Source organism: Niabella pedocola (assembly GCF_021044425.1).
Classification (GTDB): Bacteria; Bacteroidota; Bacteroidia; order Chitinophagales; family Chitinophagaceae; genus Niabella; species Niabella pedocola.
On record NZ_JAJNEC010000004.1, the window covers coordinates 383,933 to 401,115 of the forward strand.

The following is a 17,183-nucleotide window of genomic DNA, read 5'->3' on the forward strand; positions in this document are numbered from 1 at the left end:
CTGTTGGGGTATTAAGCCGGTTCTGTTCCCGGTATGTTCTCTTGGTGATCGTATTCCTTATTTTTTATTTCTAATCTCTAATTTTCTGTTTATGTCTGCAATTGCTCAAAATACAGGTAGTTATTTTATGGACCTGGAGGAAGTGTATGGTGCGCACAATTATCATCCGCTTCCCGTTGTATTATCCAAAGGAAAAGGTGTTTTTGTATGGGATGTGGATAACAACCGCTATTATGATTTCCTAAGCGGTTATTCCGCCGTAAACCAGGGGCATTGCCATCCCCGCATTGTTGCCGCCTTTGTAGAACAGGCCCAGCAGCTAACCCTTACCAGCCGTGCTTTTTATAATGATAAACTGGGCGATTTTGAAAAATACATTACTACATTATTGGGTTATGATAAGGTGCTGCCCATGAATACCGGTGTTGAGGCGGTGGAAACAGGCATCAAGCTTTGCAGAAAATGGGCCTATGAAGTAAAGGGCATTCCTGAAAACGAAGCAGTGATCATTGTATGTGAGCAAAATTTTCATGGAAGAACCACTACGGTCATTTCCTTTAGCAGCGATCCTTCGTCAAAGGAGCACTTTGGTCCCTTTACCGATGGTTTTCTGAAGATCCCTTATAACGACCTCGCCGCATTGGCCCAGGCGCTTAAACAAAAAAACATTGCCGGTTTCCTCGTAGAACCCATACAGGGAGAAGCCGGCGTTGTTGTTCCGGATGAAGGATACCTGTCTACCGCAAAACAGCTTTGCGAAGAAGCCGGTGTATTGTTTATTGCGGATGAAATACAAACCGGCCTCTGCCGTACAGGACATCTGCTGGCCTGCGACGCGGAGCAGGTAAAGCCCGATATCGTATTGCTGGGAAAAGCATTGAGCGGTGGCATGATGCCCGTGAGCGCAGTACTGGCCAATAACGAAATCATGTTAACCATCAAACCCGGAGAACATGGTTCCACCTACGGCGGCAATCCGCTGGCAGCAGTTACAGCCATAGCCTCCCTGCAGGTACTCATCGATGAAGATATGGCCGGCAACGCCCTGGAACTGGGTGCTTTTTTCCGCCAACAGCTCCAGGATCTTTCCTCTCCGCATATACGCACGGTGCGGGGAAAAGGCCTGTTAAATGCCATTGAAATAAACGCAGAAAATCCTGAAGCCGCCTGGAACCTGTGCCTGGAAATGAAGAAAAACGGGTTACTTGCAAAACCCACGCATGGAGATAAGATCCGGTTTGCGCCTCCCCTTTGCATTACAAAAGTGCAGCTGGAAGAAGCTATTGAAATCATTCGCCGTTCATTAAACTGCCTCAATGCCTAAAATACCTACGCATTATTTTTCCTCAGTGCTGATCGGAATTATCGACGGTATTATTATTCCGCTTACCGTGTTTTGTTTTCTTACCGGTTTGGGTCACGCCACTGCGGAAGCATGGACTTATACTGCATATACGGCGTTGGCCACCGCCATTTTAATGGCTGTGGGCGGATTTTTTACACGGCGGGAAGAACTGTCGCATACGCACGACAAACGGATCCTGAACGTTTATAAAGGGCTCGATGTGGCGGATCATATTAAAGAAGACCTTATTAAGGATGCGCAGCGGGAAAGCGACGAGTGGAAAACGGAATGGCGTCAGAGGGGCACACCCGACGAGCCGTTGCCCCCCTTTAGTTATGCGCTATCCATTTTTACGGGCTGTATCGCCGGCGGACTTTTAGTTCTCTTTAACGCCCAACGACAGCTTTTACCCGCTTATACATTTTTCCTGGTTCCCGCAATGGTACTTATTGTAACCGGTTTTCTCAAGTACCGCCTGTTCGGACGACCCATTTGGGGAGGCATCGTTTTAACGGCTGGAGGCGGTGTTATGGCCGCAGCAGGGGCTTATTGGATCGGTACGCTTATATAATATTAATATTACAGCCCATGGAACCCGTTCCGGAACAATATACTACCGGTCCTGGTTTCCGGTTATCAGCATTGCGCAAACAGCGTGCAATGCTGAAATTCGAACATAGCTTTTTTCCTAGTCTTCCTGTTCCGCGTCCTCCTTTAACTCCATCTTTGGAAACAAGATCGTCAGCATCAGGATCACGGCAGCCAGTAATACCAGGTACAGGCCGATCTGTCGTTCGGGGCAGTCGCCCGCCTCGCAACGGCCAAAAAGAATAAAGTTCCGGATTGCCCAGGCCAGGTTTAATACGCCAAACAGCAGATTCATCCGCTTTGCCCAGAGCCTGGCCACAAAAGTGAGTAACAGGATCACTCCTGTCAATATAAAATGATTGTATGCCGGTATTCCATAACGGGTGCCGGTGGTATCTACTCCAGATAATGTAAGCCCTATCGACCGGATCTGGGACCAGGGCATAAAACATGCGATCGCAAGAATGATTGCAGCCAGTAATGCCAGCCATTGAGAGCGACTAAGAATTTTCATCCTGCAAATAAAGAACAATCGTTTCTATAAAACAAGAGCGCTCCGTTGAAAAGAGCGCTCTTAAAATTTTATAGGATAAACGGTTGAATGGTCGCGTATTAAAATCAGAAGAGAACTACGCTGATCTTCCTGACCATGTGATGCAGCAACGGCCTACCCTCTTTATGTAAATATTATGCCAAACTTTAAAAAACAGCTTTTTTTGGTCATAAAAATTTACATATCAATACCTTACAATAAAAGAAATACGGCTATCACCGCAATTGATCGGAAAAACGGCACCCACAGTACTGCTTTTTTTAACCCCCGGGATGACAACCATGAAACCAGCCCATGCGGGGAGGATATATGTTCCTCAAAACCCCGGGCTGTGGGAAAAAAAAATTATCTTGCAGACATTAAAAAGCCGTTCCGGTTTTTCATTCATTTGAGTAAAATCATCAGCATACCTGTAGCCGCAGCAGCCACTGATGCGGAGCTTCTGGATCAGTTTAAACTGAAAGGAGATTCCGAGGCTTTGGCGCATTTGTACCTGAGATACAGCGACTTAATTTATGGGGTTTGTTTGAAGTACCTGGAAGATGCTGAGGATGCGAAAGATGCCGTTATGAACATTTATGAAGCGTTGGGAGAAAAATTGCAGCGGCATGAGGTTCAGAACTTTAAAAGCTGGCTCTATGTACTGGCCAAGAATCATTGCCTGATGGAGCTGAGAGCCGCTAAAAAAAATATAACGGTAAATTTGGATACGCAGCTTGTGCAATCGGGCGATTTTTCGCATCTGGATGGTATCATTGAAAAGGAAGAAGCTTTTAAAAAGCTCGAAAAATGTATGGAATCGCTTCCGATGGAGCAGGAAAAAACGATCCGGCTGTTTTATTATGACAATAAATGTTATAATGAAATAGCGGAAACAACAGGAATGGAATGGAATAAAGTGCGCAGCCTGATCCAGAACGGAAGAAGAAATTTAAAAAACTGTATGGATAAACATGCCAACTGATCCTACATATCAGTACACAATTGAAGATATCCGGCGTTATCTCAGCGGCAGTATGTCTCCTGCTGAGATGCACGACATGGAGAAAGCAGCACTGGCAGATCCGTTTCTGGCAGATGCACTGGATGGTTACAGAACGGCCCGGCCCGCTGTAGCCGATATACATCTGAATGAGATCCGGAGCCGCATCAGCGGACAAAAAGTTGAACCAGGGCGGCAAACCCCGGTTGTGGCGCTGCATAAAACAAAATGGTGGCGCGGTTTGGCTGCGGCTGCGGTTATTGGTATCATGGCCGCCGGCGCCTGGTTTTTTATGCGCCCGGACAACAGCACTACCAGCCATATCGCAATACAAGATGCGCGGACGGCACCGCCTGCAACCAAAGCCACTGCGGACACGGCTGCGGCTCAGGACGATCATTTGAAAGACACCGCAATCGCGATGCAACAGCTTGCCGTAACGGGGCGTGAAAGCCATACATCGAAGCCGCTACCCGCAACTAAAAAAACGGTACCCCCGCCCGCTGCTCCGGCGCTCCAGGCAGCCGAAGAGCAGATCGCCGCTGCGGATGCAGTCGTTGTTCCTGCTCTGCCCGCAAAAGCAATGGCCAACCTGCCGAAGGACTCACATTTTTCCGCAAACGCCCGGACTAACAATTCGATGCTCCGCATACGCGGCGTTAGTTCGCTCAAAAAGGCGCCGTCTGAAAACTTAGGGGCGGGTTGGGAAGGCCCCATCGGTGCTACCGGAAATCTGAGTTTTGTAGCGGCCAAAAACGAGGAGCCCCCCTATTATCTGGGCAAGGTTACAGATACTTCGGGCATTCCTATTCCCGGAGTAACCATTACCACCTCCCAAAACAAGTCAACCGTCTCCAATGTGGACGGAAGCTTTCGCCTGCCTGCCCAGGACTCGGCCGGCAGCCTGGCTTTTACAGCCCCTGGTTATAAATATAAAATGCAGCAACTGCTGTCGGGAAAAGTGGCCGGTATCCAGCTGACGAAAACCGATAACGCTTTAAATGATGTTGTTGTAATCGGTTACGGACAACAAAAAAAACGCGCCGTTATTGGCAGTATCAGCAGTTATAAAGTAGATACCCTTCCTTATAAGGAGTCCCCCTATCCGCAGGGAGGATGGGATAGTTTTTATAATAATCTCACCAACGAAATGGGGATCAATAAAGGCAACGCTTCAAAGGAGCTACATCTCCGGTTCACCGTTGAAAACGGTTTGCCGGAAAAATTCACAGTGGTGAAAACACCGGACGAAGCTACGGCCCAAAAAGCCATCTCCATTATTAAGAAAGGTCCCAAATGGAAGACCAGTAAGCGAAAAAAGAAAGTGGATGTAAAAATGAAGGTGGATTAGCGGTGTATCCGTCAACAGCGCAAGCATTTCCCGGTTTCAACCGGGCGGACCATAAGACAACTATCCCGCATCGCTAAACCCCGGATAACGCTTTAACTGCCGGCAGACTTTAAAAAACCGCGATAATTCATTTACATTAGTGGAACAAAGCATTTTGTTTCTATGATCCAGCCGGTATCAGTACTTCGCAGCACGCTTCTTTCAGCGCTCCTCCTTTTTTTGCAAACAACCCGCGCGCAGCAGCCAGTTACCGTCCAACCACCCAATATCATTTTTATTATTGGAGATGATATCAATTGGGACGACCTGGGCTGCTATGGCAACAAACATATTAAAACCCCGAACCTGGACCAGCTGGCGGCCGACGGGGCACGATTTGATCATTTTTTTGTAACCGCCAGTTCCTGCAGCCCCAGCCGTACCAGTATTTTAACCGGGAGATATCCGCACAATACCGGTGCTGCGGAATTACATACCCCGCTTCCTGCTGAGCTCAGCTATTTTCCCGAGCAATTGCGTAACGCCGGGTATTATACGGCCTTATTAGGCAAATGGCATGAGGGGCCCGCTACCAGGCGTGCCTATGACAGTGTGATCACCGGTGTACCCCGGAACGGTTCCGGAGGGGAAGCGCAATGGCTGAATATGATCTCCAGGTGCAAGACAACGGGTAAACCGTTCTTCCTGTGGCTGGCTACTTTTGATGCGCACCGCGACTGGTCGCCGGACACCGAGTTTGCCGTTACCCATGATCCTCAAAAAGACATCCAGGTTCCGCCAACCCTTGTTGATGACAGTGCCACCCGCCGTGATCTGGCCTCTTACTATAATGAAATCGGGAGGATCGATACGTACCTGGGCAGGCTGCGGAAAATGCTGGAGCAGGAAGGACTGGCGCAAAATACCATTCTTGTTTTTACGGCAGATAACGGCCGTCCCTTCCCGGGCAGCAAGACCCGTTTGCAGGACCGGGGGTTAAAAGAACCGCTGCTCATTTACTGGCCCGGAAAAATCCGGCCCGGAACGGTAAGCAAGGCATTGGTCAGCAGTATTGATATCGCACCTACCCTGTTGAACATCGCCGCAATAAAACCGGCCCCTTCCATACAGGGCCGCAGTTTCCTGTCGTTGTTCAGCCGTCCGGAAGGGGCTTTTCGAAACTATATTTTTGGTGAGCATAACTGGCACGACTATGAAGCCTATGAACGCAGTGTACGCACAAAGGATTTTTTGTACATCTTCAATGCCCGTCCGCAGTTCGATAACGGCGGCCCTATAGATGCCAATCAAAGTCCGTCGGCCCATTCTTTAAAACAGCGGGCTGGCCAACTCACCGTTCTTCAGCAGGATGCCCTGCAACAGCCCAGGCCCCGGGAAGAATTCTTTGTAATGGCCGGAGATCCGCTGCAGACACGCAATGAAATTGACAATCCCAAATACAGGGAACAGGTACAGGCGTTGCGTCATAAGCTAAAACAATGGCAGCAGGAAACCGGTGATACGCAGCCGGTACATCTTACACCAGACTGGTATCATCGTATTACAGGCAACGCATTGCCACAAAAAAACATCCGGGGAGCAATGCCCGGAGCAGCCGCAAACGCCATACAGAATAATCATAAAGGGCCCTTTTAAGGCCCTTTATCAATGATCTCTTTATAAAAAATCAGCGATCCCTATTTCGCAGGTGTAATCACGATCTTACGGAACTCGATCGGACCGTGATCGCCCTGGATATAGATCGGTCCGGGTTCGCCTTCGTTGCTATCCAATGCCCCGCCCGTGATACCCGGGATCTCCTGGTTGCTGATCACAGTTTTACCGTTTACCACAACGGTAACCATCCGTCCCACCAGGGTAACATCGTAGCTCTGCCACTGATCTGGCCCCTTAGCATTGATTTCGCTCGGTGTTAAGAAACCGTAGATGCCGCTGAAAAGCACGCTGGACGGATGCGCATCTTTCGGGCTGTCCTCAATCTGGGTTTCGTATCTTCCCCGGAGGTACACACCGCTATTGCTGCCTTTATGATAACGGAATTCCACATGTAATTTAAAATCCGTGAATTTCTGATCGGAGATCAGGTTGGCTCCGGAGTGCGGGCTGGTAAGTACCCCGTTCTTAACGATCCACTGGTTGTCTGCGCCCACCGCCTTCCAGCCATTCAGATCTTTCCCGTTAAACAGGTTTATCGGTTTGTCCCAAACCGGTGCAGCGGCTCTTTTTAAAAGCGGCGCCTTTACCCCTTTCCAATTGTATTTTTTCCCTTCACTGGTTACTACCGTACCTTCAATACCACCATTATTCAGCATGCCTTCAATCACAAAATCCTGGTTTCCTTCTTCCCATTGCGGAGGAATGGTAAAACTGAATTTTCCATTATCGAAATTCACTTTAGCCACCGGCCGGGCACTTCCCGTAATGCCAACGAAATATCCTACCAGCGTTCTGGTTCCCGATAGCTTTACCTCCAGCCAGGACGGTGAGGGTTTGCCATCCACATCTACCGTTATATCCCAGCGGCCGATCAGCTCCTTAGCATCTGCTGCCGCCGTATGCAGGGGCAACGGTTTTTCCGCAGGAACCCGGCCAGCATGAACGGAAGCCGCCGCGAGTAAACAACTCACACCAAAAACAAGAAAACGTTTACGCATAAAAATGATTTATTATTTAATGATTCAGTTTTTGACAACCGGGTGTTTCAAAAAAATGCACGCGGCCTAACAAAACCGGAAGATAAGATTTATTTCTTTTTTTCCGGCAATCCGATCCATAAGCGGTTGTAACGCCTGGTACCATTATATGATTATTGACCGTAAGCGGCAAAGCCATCGAAGATCTTTTTTAACAGCGCTGCCTGCTCTTTATGGGTATTAATGAGGTTCACCCTTTCCGACGGATCTTCATCCAGGTTGAACAATTCCTTTACTGCCGGGATCAGCTGTCCTGTAACCGGATGTTCCCATGCCGGGGCCTCCCGGTATTTCCACTGCCTGAGTTTTACTGCCTCCGGCTTGCCATGATTTACAAGAAATATCGGCCGGTGTTCAAAGCTGCCCGGTTTCACCTTTCCTTCCAGTAAACGGCCAATGTCCTGCCCGTCCAGCTCCCGCCCTGCCGGAAGTCCTGTGCCGGTCCATTTTGCAAGCGTGGGTAATATATCCACATTGCTAATGGCTTCGGAGAGCTGCTGCCCCGCGGGTATCCGGTTTTTCCAATAAATGATAAACGGCACCCGGGCACCGCCTTCGTATGACTGGGCCTTCGATCCTCTGAAAATACCCGCTGCCCCGGCATGCGAACGTTTTGTTACTCCATCTTTTTCCATCCGCGCCGGGTATTCGCTCCAAGGCCCGTTGTCGCTGGAAAAAATAAAGATCGTATTGTCGGCCATTTTTTTCTGTTCCAGTGCGTTCCAGATAGCCGCCAGGCCTTCATCGATTTCTGTGATCACTTTTCCCAACGGACCACCCGCCTTTCCGTTAAGGCCTTCCGCCGCCGCCGCATAGGCCACGGGTAAATGCGGCAGGTTATGGGCCAGGTACAGGAAGAAGGGTTTTCCCGGTTGCTGCTGCCGGATAAACCGGATCGACTCCTGTGTATACAAACGCGTTAACAGCGAGTCTGCCGGCCGCTCCAGCTCCGGTCTTGTATTCCGGAAGATCTTAATCACCGTGTCCGTGTTTACATACGGAAACCGGTAATCGTGGCTGTACAGAAGGCCGTAAAAAGAATCAAACCCCTGGCCATTGGGTTTGTTGAATTCCTTTTGATCCCCCAGATGCCACTTCCCTACCATCCCGGTTTGGTACCCATTTTTTTTCAGCAGCTCTGCAAGGGTTACCTCGGCATCCGGCAATCCCAGCCGGGAGCCCGGCGCAATCGGGTCCGGAAGATTGTAACGCGAAGCGTAACGGCCCGTTAACAGGGATGCCCGTGAGGGTGTGCAGGATGGGCTGGTTACCACATAATTGGTGGCCAGCAATCCGCTGCCGGCCATTTTATCCAGGAACGGCGTCCGGATCACGGGGTTACCATAGCAACCGATATCGGAGTATCCCAGGTCATCGGTCAACACAAAAATGATGTTAGGCCGTTGCTGTGCAATGCCTTTAAATGCTGTGAACAGCAGCAGTGAAAAAAAATAAAGATGTCGCATATAATTCAATCACACTTTTTATATTCTTTTTTAACGAAATATATCTTTCCTTTTATACCTCCCCGCGGCCGGAAGCGGTCAATTGCAACAGGGCATTCAGTACGGCACTCTCGATCCGTTTCTGCCGGCGATTGCTGCCATCGATCGCGTGCAGTTCTATTTTATACTTAACGAAATCCTTGCCCATGTCTGCAATCCGCACCAACACTTCCCCGCCGGGAACCAGGTCCGGCAAGGTTTTCAGCACCGGTTCCAGCTTTGTACCTAAGGTTTGTGCATCCATCCTATCTGCCAGGGGCAGTTCAAACCGAACCGTTAGTTTATCGGATACCTGTGCCGATTTATTGATCACGGTGGCAGTAAAAACAAGATTATTGGGCACCAGTACCATGTCTTCTTCCTCGTTCAATACTACAATATTGGCAAAGGTGATATCGATGATCTTGCCCGAGTGTTCACCGATCCGGATATGATCCCCGATCGAAAACTGTTCGGAGAACATGATGATCAGGCCACTGATCATATTGGTAATATATTCTCTGAAAATAACCGCAATCGCCATCGCCACGATCGTCATGCTGGTGATAAAATCCTTGGGATTGATGCCCAATGCAATCATGACCGATACCACCGCGAAAACAGCATTCAGTATGGCCGCCAGCCGGTTAATACCCAGCACAAAGTTTCCCCTTACTTTATTAGATGCATGTCTGCGGTTGTAAAAGGAAACCATGATGAACTTGCCCGTGGAAATGATCACACTGGCTGTAAGAAAAGTGTTCAGCCCGTATGCCAGTTGCAGCAGGTAGGGATGCTGCGCATAAAAATCGTCAAAAAAAGGAAATGAAATACTTAGCAGGACCCAGGCCAGAAGCCTCAGCAAAAACGACACCGGTATTGTTCCTTTCTTTTGTTCCATCAACCGTGATTTAGCCGCCAAGCTAATCATTTTTGAATGAATTTAAAAACTGTTTAAGAACCACCCGTCACGGTACGTCTTTGCTCCGGAAAAAATATGGTGCCATGTTATTCACCGATGTGGATTTATATTTTTGTTCTGCAGCATCCTGCCGGTTATCTTTGAGCAGATGGATGATAAAAACGAAGTAAATGCATTGCTCAATCTGATTGATGACCCGGACAGTGAAATCTATGAGGCCGTTAGCAGCCGCATTATCACGTATGGTCTTCCGATGATCCCCAACCTGGAACATCTATGGGAAACCACGGAAGATAAGGAAGTACAGGAGCGTATTGAGTTGCTGATTCACCGGCTCTATTTTTCCGGTTTGGAAACTGATTTTAAACAATGGAATGAGGCGGGGCATCATGAATTGATGCCGGCATTGCTTTTGATTGCCAAATTTCTTTACCCGGAGCTGCAGGCCGCCAAAGTGCTGCACCATGTAGAGCGGTTACGCCGGAATATCTGGCTCGAGATCAACAATTACCTTACACCGCTGGAGCAGGTGCACATCATCAACAGCATCATCTACAACTACATTGGTATTAAGGGAAACACAAATAACACCGAGCGCCTGAACGAATACCTGCTTCCGCAGATCCTCGAATCGAAACGGGGCAATCAAACGGGTATTGGCTCGCTGTATTTATTACTGGTAGAGCTATTAGACATTCCGATCCGGCTGATGCGTATTCCCCACCAGTTCGTACTGGGCTATTGCAAACCTGGTTTGGGCGATGCCACGGGAAATTACGAAGTGGATTTTTTTATAGAGCCTTCTCTTGGACAGATTTTTACCCATACCGATCTGCAACATTATCTTAAAAAAATTGGTGCCGAACATGCACCGGACCTGCTGCGGCCCCGATCGAACCGGGAAGTTATTAAACAGGTACTCACCGATTTCAGGGAATGTTTTAACAACGACCTTCAAAAAGTACAGTACCAGGAACTGGGCGCCCTGATCCGGTTGCTGGATTAATGCTCATCATAAGATATGCTTATTTTTAAAGCCGGCCTTTAGCGAAGGTTACCAGCGAAGCGGTTTATTTTACCGGATGACAATCCACAGCCTCAACACCCGCGGGAAATGCCGGACTGATATATGGGATACCCAGGTTTAACCCTCTCAGCACCATTAATACCGCAACAACCGCCACGAAATAAGGCAACAGCTTTTTAATCCGAAGCCGGAATGAAAATGAAAGATGATGCCCGGTAAGCATCAGAGCCGCCATCAACGGGATCGTACCCAGGCCAAATGCTGCCATAAAAACACCCGATGTGAAGGTACTACCCATTACGAGAGCGGTAGCAATGGCCATATAAACCAGGCCGCAGGGCAGTAATCCATTCAGCATGCCAATCAGCAAAAACGAAAGCGGCCGGTTACGGCGTGTAAGAAAACGGCCGAGCGTTCTTTTAATGCCTTGCTGTAAACGGTTAAACCACTTTATCTCCGGGAGGTACCGGGCGGGCAACAGCAGCACCAATAACACAACACCCATGGCAACAGAGAAATACTGCTGGTAGCCGATGATTGCAAACCGGTACCCGGCCCAGCCAAGCATCGCACCCATCAGGAAATAAGTCAGTATCCGGCCCAGGTTATAAAGTCCTACCGAAAGCAACCGTGCAAAGGGCCGGGTGGTATCCAGCGGAATGGACAATGCCAGCGGCCCACACATCCCGATACAGTGAAAGCTGCCCGCTACGCCCATTCCCAACCCTGCAAATAAGGCTTCTATCATTTATGGAATTTGAACATTTTCCTCATAATAATACCCTGTATGGTTGTTCTCCCATGCTACCCTTACGCGGTACCATCCTTTTACAAACGAAGTGCTTGGTAGCGAATAAACAGCTGCCCCCCCGGATTGAATGGGTATCCGCCGGTCTGCCGAACTGGCCGACAACCGGAGAAACTCAATACATCCGGAGTCGAGCTGACCGGATGCCGGTGCCGGAAGCCGTACCCATATGCTGCCGGCAGAATCGCGGATAGATACCCGCTGCCCCAGTGCCGCCAGCTGCTGCTTACCATCGATCACTTGCTGATATTTCAGTTCCTTATCATAATAATTGGCATCTACGGTTTCATTGGTTTGACGCATCGCGAGGCCTACCATAAACGTCATGCCGGCCAGAAAAAGCACCAATACAATAACCACTCTGATTCCCCAGTTCATATGTATGCGTTTTAAATAAAGGGTCCTAAAAATTTTGACTTTACGGTTGCTGTTTTTTTGCCGTCGGTATACACACCGATCAGGATATCTGTGGAGCGGGCCCTGATCCCTGCTGAGGGCAATACGATAAAAAATGTACGGTTGCTTAAGCTTTCCTTTTTGAGTACATTGTGCGTGGAATCGATCATACGAACCTGTCCCGGCACCGGCCCCTCCACCCTTAACTCCAGCCGTACATCTTCCCGTGTTTTATTGATGATCTTTGCCTGAAAAAGATTCGACAGGGAATCTTTACCCACTTCCTGGTACAATTGTCCTTTCACCCGGGATATGGTTGTATCGATGCTTTTTCTCGAAAGAACAAGAAAGCTCATTAAGGTTACCAGCACAATCAGGATCACGGAATAGAATTTCATTCTTCCATTAAACTGAAAAGGCCGCTTTTTTGATATCTGGTTTTCAGAGGCCATGCGGATCAACCCCTCCGGCCGGCCAACCCGGAACATAACCTCATTGCAGGCATCAATACAGGCGGTACAGCCCACACATTCCATCTGTACACCGTTACGAATATCAATGCCGGTGGGGCACACATGCACGCAGAGTTTACAATCAATACAATCGCCCAGCGCCTGCTGTTCCTTTTTTGCCAGTTTGCCCCTTGGTTCACCCCGGTTATAATCGTAGGAAACCTGCATGGTATCTTTATCAAACAGCACGCCCTGAAGCCGCCCGTACGGGCAAACTGTGGTACAGACGATATCCCTTACAAAGGCAAAAACAAAATAGAAAAGAGCCGTAAAAAACAGCAAGCCGGCAAAGAGGCCCATATTTTCCGATACCGGGCGCCGCATCAATGCCATTACTTCATTTACACCGAGGATATAAGAAAGAAAGGTATGCGCGATCAGAAAGGAAACCATAAAAAAGGCCAGGTGCTTTATTGCCTTTTTTGTAAACTTCTGCACACTCATGGGAGTGGCATTGAGTTTCTTCTGCTGTGAAGGCGTTCCTTCTATCCACCATTCAATCTTCCGGAAAACAAATTCCATAAACACGGTTTGCGGGCAAACCCAGCCGCAAAAAACCCGGCCATAGATCACAGTAAACAATGCTACAAATACAATGGCCAGTACCATCGCCACGGCAAAGATGAAAAAATCGTCGGGCCAGAATATGTTTCCAAACAGGATGAAACGGGCCTCCGGAAAATTCAGTTCCACCGCGGGCATGCCGTTGATCTTTATAAAAGGCAGCGCGAAAAACAATAACAGGTAAGCGGCCGACAACCACTGCCGGTACCGGTACAATTTGCCCTTTGGCCGGAGCGCGTATATCCAGTTACGCTTCCCCTTATCATTTACATTGCTGTGGCGGTCTCTAAAGCTGTTGCTGACTTTTTGCGGACCCACGGCTTCATCTTCTGCCTTCATCCTTTACTGTTTCTTTTTATGAACGGATCAGCGGGCGGCACTGCTATCGCCCTTTGCCAAGGCAGCAGTGCTATCGGTTCCCGCAGGTGCTTCTTTATAAACATCTCCCTGCGGCTCCTTTGCCCCCGGAGGATTGCTGCCATGGATGGATTTGATATAACTGGCGATCTCTGCGATCTGCTCCGCGGAGAATACATCCTTCCAGCTCATCATCCCCTTTTCTACCACACCCAGTTTAATCGTTTTAAACACCTCACGGATGCTTCCCCCGTGCAACCAGTAATCATCCGTAAGGTTGGGACCAACACCTCCCTGACCGGCATTACCATGACAGGCCGTGCAGTTGTTCATGAATAATTTTTTACCGGCTTCAATACCGGCCGCATCAGCCATCACCACTGTGTTTTCATTTACCGCGTCACCCTTTGATTTCATATAAGCCGCCACGTTCAGGTTGCCCTTTGTAACCGCAATTTCATATTCCTCATACTGGTTAGGTGCTGCATGCAGCACATGATACCGCCACAGGTAGCCGATACCAAATACAATGGACGCCATAAAGGCTATGGTAAACCAGGGGGGCGTAGCGTTATCCAATTCCCGGATACCGTCATAACTGTGTCCCACATCCAGGGAGCCCTCCTCCTCCATCGGTTTTAATTTATTCGCCTTGCGCCACCAGGCAGTTAATCCCCGGTAGGTTTCCTTTTTGGTGCTTACGCGTGTTTTACGCATTTCTTCAATACCCGTAAAAAACCGGATCCAGTAAATAAAAGCAAAGATGGTAAGCAGCTCCAATGCAATGGCCCCTATTAAAATATACCGCAGGATCTTCGCGTCTGTAAACGGATTGGAAACCGTTACCGCAGCCGCCGCATCCTCCTGACCAAACACCTGCATACCCACAAACACTGCGATCAATGTGAGCAATGGCTTGATAGCGGTGCTCTTGTTTTTGTTATTACTGTCGCCTGCCTCCTGATTTTTTTTCCGCTCGCGGTATACATCCATCGATGCCCGCAACGTAAAGCCCAGCATACCGATGATCAGTAACAGGAAAATGATCACGATTACCAATACCATATTTACATCCAGCACCAGCCGGGGTGTTTGAGGCCCCTGTTCAGCAGCCATTGCCGGTAATGCTGCCAGGCTTCCCCATCCGGCGAACCCTATAATTTTCTTTAACCGTTTTATCTTCTTCATTGCAGCTTTATTTAAGTTCATCAAGTGGCAGGTTTTCCATTTCCGATATACTTTCGTTGCTCGTTTTCATTGCATACAGAACAACAGCAATAAACAGCCCCGAAAACAATACCAGGGAAATGACCGGGTAAATACTCACCCCGCTTATCTTTTCTAAATAGTTTATAAATTTCATGTATATTTCTTTTTATTGCTTTTGGATCACATGGAATTCCGCATAAAAATCTTCATCGTAAAGGATATCAATTTCACCCGAAAGTTTTTGCGCTCCATTTTACAGTACGAATTATTCTGGTTTATGATCTGCCGCCTTAATATCCTTTCCCAGTCGTTGGAGATAAGCGATCAGGGCGATGATCTGCTTATCGCTGCCGATGGTGATCTTTTCCTTTTTCAACCGGCCGGTGATCTCATTGGCCTGTTGCTTCAGATCGTTTACCGCTTCGGCCTCGTAGCCCTCCGGATATGGAACACCTAGCTTACGCATGGTATATATTTTTGAATTGGTAGACCCTATATCAATCGTTTTTTCAAACAGCCAGGGATAGGGCGGCATCACAGAACCCGGGGCCATGGAAACCGGCTCCAGCATATGGTTAAAATGCCAGCTATCCGGATACTTACCCCCAACACGGGCCAGATCGGGACCGGTGCGTTTACTGCCCCAAAGATGCGGGTGATCGTATACCGATTCCCCTGCTTTGGAGTATTCGCCATAGCGGGCTACTTCATACCGGAACGGGCGGATCATTTGTGTATGACAGTTATTACATCCTTCCTGTATATAGACATCCCGGCCCTGCAATTCGAGCGGCGTATAGGGTTTTACACTGGCGATGGTGGGCACGTTTTCTTTCACCAGGAAGGTGGGCACCATTTCGATCAACCCGCCAATGGCTACCACAATAAAGCTTAGTATGAGCAGCATCACAGGTTTCCGCTCAATTTTCGAATGCCAGTGTGCTTTGGCCGGGGCTTTATAGCCGCGTAGCAAAGGCGGAGCGCTGGCTTCCTCGCTTTCCACAAAGCGGCCCTGCCTTGCGGTTTTAACCAGGTTGTATACCATCAGCAGTACCCCGATCAGGTAAATGCTTCCGCCAATGGCTCTCAGCGCATAAAACGGTACCACCGATTGTACGACATCTATGAACTGGTATTGCAGTTGCCCTTCCGGTGTAAAGGCCGTCATCATAAAATAGGTTCTGAATGCCGCCCAGTACATCGGCACCGCATACAGTACGATACCAAAAGTGCCAATCAGGAAATGCGTGCCCGCCAGTTTTGTAGAATACAGTTTCGTGTTGAACAGCCGCGGGATCAGCCAGTACATCATCCCGAAGGTCAGAAAGCCATTCCATCCCAGGGCACCGATATGTACGTGCGCGACCGTCCAATCGCTGTAATGCGAAATTGCGTTTACATTCTTTAGGGAGAGCATCGGGCCTTCAAATGTGGCCATCCCATAACAAATTACGGCAACCACGATAAATTTCAACACAGGATCTTCACGTACTTTATCCCATGCGCCTCTGAGGGTGAATAATCCGTTCAGCATTCCTCCCCAGCTGGGCAGCAACAGCATCAGCGAAAGTGCCGTACCCAGCGATTGCGCCCATTCCGGAAGGGCGGTATATAACAGGTGGTGCGGACCGGCCCAGATATAAATAAAGATCAGACTCCAAAAATGGATAATACTTAAACGATAGGAATAAATAGGCCGGTTGGCAGCCTTTGGAAGAAAATAATACATCATTCCCAGGAACGGGGTTGTAAGAAAAAAGGCTACGGCATTATGTCCGTACCACCATTGCACCAGCGCGTCCTGAACACCGGCATACCAGGAATAACTTTTCATGAAGGACACCGGCAGTTCAAAGGAGTTTACGATATGCAGCATGGCCACCGTAACCCAGGAAGCCAGGTAAAACCAGATGGCCACATATAAATGCCGCTCGCGCCGCGTCAGGATCGTGCCCATCATATTGATCCCAAACACCACCCAAATAATAGTAATGGCGATATCGATCTGCCATTCCAGTTCCGCATATTCCTTACTGGTTGTATATCCCATCAGCAGCGAAACCGCTGCGGCTACAATGATCAGCTGCCATCCCCAGAAATGTATGCGCCCGAGGGCCTTGCTCCACATCGGCGTTTTCAGCAATCGCGGCATTGAATAATAAACGGCCGTAAAAATGGCATTTCCCACAAAAGCAAAGATCACCGCATTGGTGTGCACAGGACGCACCCTTCCGAATGTGGTATACTCCGTGTTGAGATTCATCACCGGAAACGCCAGCTGAAAGGCGGCCAGTACGCCCGCCAGCATACCGATTACCCCCCAGCTGATGGTTGCAATAGCAAACAGTTTTGGTATCCGGTTATCATAACTAAATTTCTGAACTTCCATACA

Annotated in this window: 16 protein-coding genes; 6 read left to right on the top strand and 10 right to left on the bottom strand. The window is 48.7% G+C overall.

Annotation, left to right across the window (positions count from 1 at the left end; genetic code table 11):
• The first annotated feature begins 91 nt into the window (after positions 1-91).
• Together rocD and LQ567_RS05570 are read left to right on the top strand one after the other, a co-directional pair.
• Positions 92-1,324 (top strand): ornithine--oxo-acid transaminase, encoded by a 1,233-nt coding sequence (gene rocD / locus LQ567_RS05565; protein WP_231003124.1) that lies wholly within the window; start codon positions 92-94, stop codon positions 1,322-1,324.
• Positions 1,317-1,916, top strand: coding sequence for a VIT1/CCC1 transporter family protein (locus LQ567_RS05570; protein ID WP_231003125.1), 600 nt, complete (start codon positions 1,317-1,319; stop codon positions 1,914-1,916). The genes rocD and LQ567_RS05570 overlap by 8 nt, the downstream gene beginning before the upstream one ends.
• 117 nt (positions 1,917-2,033) lie before the next feature.
• On the opposite strand, the gene LQ567_RS05575 is transcribed toward LQ567_RS05570, so the two are convergent.
• Entirely contained in the window at positions 2,034-2,447 is a 414-nt protein-coding gene (locus LQ567_RS05575) for a hypothetical protein (RefSeq protein WP_231003126.1), read from the bottom strand.
• Positions 2,448-2,817: 370 nt separating this feature from the next.
• Here LQ567_RS05575 and LQ567_RS05580 point away from each other — a divergent pair, with 370 nt between their 5' ends.
• From LQ567_RS05580 to LQ567_RS05590, 3 genes are all read left to right on the top strand, one after another.
• Complete coding sequence (locus LQ567_RS05580) at positions 2,818-3,450, top strand: RNA polymerase sigma factor (protein ID WP_231003127.1); 633 nt, start codon at positions 2,818-2,820, stop codon at positions 3,448-3,450.
• Positions 3,440-4,819 (top strand): carboxypeptidase regulatory-like domain-containing protein, encoded by a 1,380-nt coding sequence (locus tag LQ567_RS05585; protein WP_231003128.1) that lies wholly within the window; start codon positions 3,440-3,442, stop codon positions 4,817-4,819. The genes LQ567_RS05580 and LQ567_RS05585 overlap by 11 nt, the downstream gene beginning before the upstream one ends.
• Before the next feature lie 162 nt (positions 4,820-4,981).
• The gene (locus tag LQ567_RS05590) at positions 4,982-6,454 is read left to right on the top strand and encodes a sulfatase family protein (RefSeq protein WP_231003129.1); all 1,473 of its coding nucleotides are present in this window, start codon (positions 4,982-4,984) and stop codon (positions 6,452-6,454) included.
• Between the two features lie 41 nt (positions 6,455-6,495).
• On the opposite strand, the gene LQ567_RS05595 is transcribed toward LQ567_RS05590, so the two are convergent.
• The 3 genes from LQ567_RS05595 to LQ567_RS05605 all read right to left on the bottom strand — a co-directional run bounded on the left by LQ567_RS05595 (position 6,496) and on the right by LQ567_RS05605 (position 9,897).
• Positions 6,496-7,473, bottom strand: a complete 978-nt coding sequence (locus tag LQ567_RS05595; RefSeq protein ID WP_231003130.1) for a 3-keto-disaccharide hydrolase — start codon at positions 7,471-7,473, stop codon at positions 6,496-6,498.
• 152 nt (positions 7,474-7,625) lie between these two features.
• Entirely contained in the window at positions 7,626-8,978 is a 1,353-nt protein-coding gene (locus tag LQ567_RS05600; RefSeq protein ID WP_231003131.1) for a sulfatase-like hydrolase/transferase, read from the bottom strand.
• A 52-nt stretch (positions 8,979-9,030) separates the two neighbouring features.
• Positions 9,031-9,897 carry a mechanosensitive ion channel family protein gene (locus LQ567_RS05605; RefSeq protein ID WP_231003132.1) on the bottom strand — a complete coding sequence of 289 codons (867 nt, stop codon included), beginning with the start codon at positions 9,895-9,897 and terminating at the stop codon, positions 9,031-9,033.
• A gap of 169 nt (positions 9,898-10,066) precedes the next feature.
• Between LQ567_RS05605 and LQ567_RS05610 the strand changes: the two genes are divergently transcribed.
• Complete coding sequence (locus LQ567_RS05610; protein WP_231003133.1) at positions 10,067-10,924, top strand: transglutaminase-like domain-containing protein; 858 nt, start codon at positions 10,067-10,069, stop codon at positions 10,922-10,924.
• Positions 10,925-10,988: 64 nt separating this feature from the next.
• Here LQ567_RS05610 and LQ567_RS05615 read toward each other — a convergent pair whose 3' ends face one another.
• From LQ567_RS05615 to ccoN, 6 genes are all read right to left on the bottom strand, one after another.
• Entirely contained in the window at positions 10,989-11,693 is a 705-nt protein-coding gene (locus LQ567_RS05615; protein WP_231003134.1) for a sulfite exporter TauE/SafE family protein, read from the bottom strand.
• On the bottom strand, positions 11,694-12,131 hold the full coding sequence (locus LQ567_RS05620; protein WP_231003135.1) for a FixH family protein: 438 nt from the start codon (positions 12,129-12,131) through the stop codon (positions 11,694-11,696).
• Between the two features lie 11 nt (positions 12,132-12,142).
• Entirely contained in the window at positions 12,143-13,564 is a 1,422-nt protein-coding gene (gene ccoG, locus LQ567_RS05625) for a cytochrome c oxidase accessory protein CcoG (RefSeq protein ID WP_231003136.1), read from the bottom strand.
• Positions 13,565-13,591: 27 nt separating this feature from the next.
• Positions 13,592-14,770: a cbb3-type cytochrome c oxidase N-terminal domain-containing protein gene (locus LQ567_RS05630; protein WP_231003137.1), complete on the bottom strand. Its 1,179-nt coding sequence runs from the start codon at positions 14,768-14,770 to the stop codon at positions 13,592-13,594.
• Between the two features lie 7 nt (positions 14,771-14,777).
• On the bottom strand, positions 14,778-14,945 hold the full coding sequence (locus LQ567_RS05635) for a CcoQ/FixQ family Cbb3-type cytochrome c oxidase assembly chaperone (RefSeq protein WP_231003138.1): 168 nt from the start codon (positions 14,943-14,945) through the stop codon (positions 14,778-14,780).
• 111 nt (positions 14,946-15,056) lie between these two features.
• Positions 15,057-17,180, bottom strand: coding sequence for a cytochrome-c oxidase, cbb3-type subunit I (gene ccoN / locus LQ567_RS05640; RefSeq protein ID WP_231003139.1), 2,124 nt, complete (start codon positions 17,178-17,180; stop codon positions 15,057-15,059).
• Positions 17,181-17,183: the final 3 nt, after the last annotated feature.

Bases quoted from the DNA above. Each gene is read 5' to 3' on its own strand.
- LQ567_RS05575 (WP_231003126.1), bottom strand. From the start codon at position 2,447: ATGAAAATTCTTAGTCGCTCTCAATGGCTGGCATTACTGGCTGCAATC.
- LQ567_RS05620 (WP_231003135.1), bottom strand. From the start codon at position 12,131: ATGAACTGGGGAATCAGAGTGGTTATTGTATTGGTGCTTTTTCTGGCC.
- LQ567_RS05570 (WP_231003125.1), top strand. From the start codon at position 1,317: ATGCCTAAAATACCTACGCATTATTTTTCCTCAGTGCTGATCGGAATT.
- LQ567_RS05635 (WP_231003138.1), bottom strand. From the start codon at position 14,945: ATGAAATTTATAAACTATTTAGAAAAGATAAGCGGGGTGAGTATTTAC.
- ccoN (WP_231003139.1), bottom strand. From the start codon at position 17,180: ATGGAAGTTCAGAAATTTAGTTATGATAACCGGATACCAAAACTGTTT.
- LQ567_RS05630 (WP_231003137.1), bottom strand. From the start codon at position 14,770: ATGAAGAAGATAAAACGGTTAAAGAAAATTATAGGGTTCGCCGGATGG.
- LQ567_RS05590 (WP_231003129.1), top strand. From the start codon at position 4,982: ATGATCCAGCCGGTATCAGTACTTCGCAGCACGCTTCTTTCAGCGCTC.
- LQ567_RS05615 (WP_231003134.1), bottom strand. From the start codon at position 11,693: ATGATAGAAGCCTTATTTGCAGGGTTGGGAATGGGCGTAGCGGGCAGC.
- LQ567_RS05585 (WP_231003128.1), top strand. From the start codon at position 3,440: ATGCCAACTGATCCTACATATCAGTACACAATTGAAGATATCCGGCGT.
- rocD (WP_231003124.1), top strand. From the start codon at position 92: ATGTCTGCAATTGCTCAAAATACAGGTAGTTATTTTATGGACCTGGAG.
- ccoG (WP_231003136.1), bottom strand. From the start codon at position 13,564: ATGAAGGCAGAAGATGAAGCCGTGGGTCCGCAAAAAGTCAGCAACAGC.
- LQ567_RS05605 (WP_231003132.1), bottom strand. From the start codon at position 9,897: ATGGAACAAAAGAAAGGAACAATACCGGTGTCGTTTTTGCTGAGGCTT.
- LQ567_RS05610 (WP_231003133.1), top strand. From the start codon at position 10,067: ATGGATGATAAAAACGAAGTAAATGCATTGCTCAATCTGATTGATGAC.
- LQ567_RS05595 (WP_231003130.1), bottom strand. From the start codon at position 7,473: ATGCGTAAACGTTTTCTTGTTTTTGGTGTGAGTTGTTTACTCGCGGCG.
- LQ567_RS05600 (WP_231003131.1), bottom strand. From the start codon at position 8,978: ATGCGACATCTTTATTTTTTTTCACTGCTGCTGTTCACAGCATTTAAA.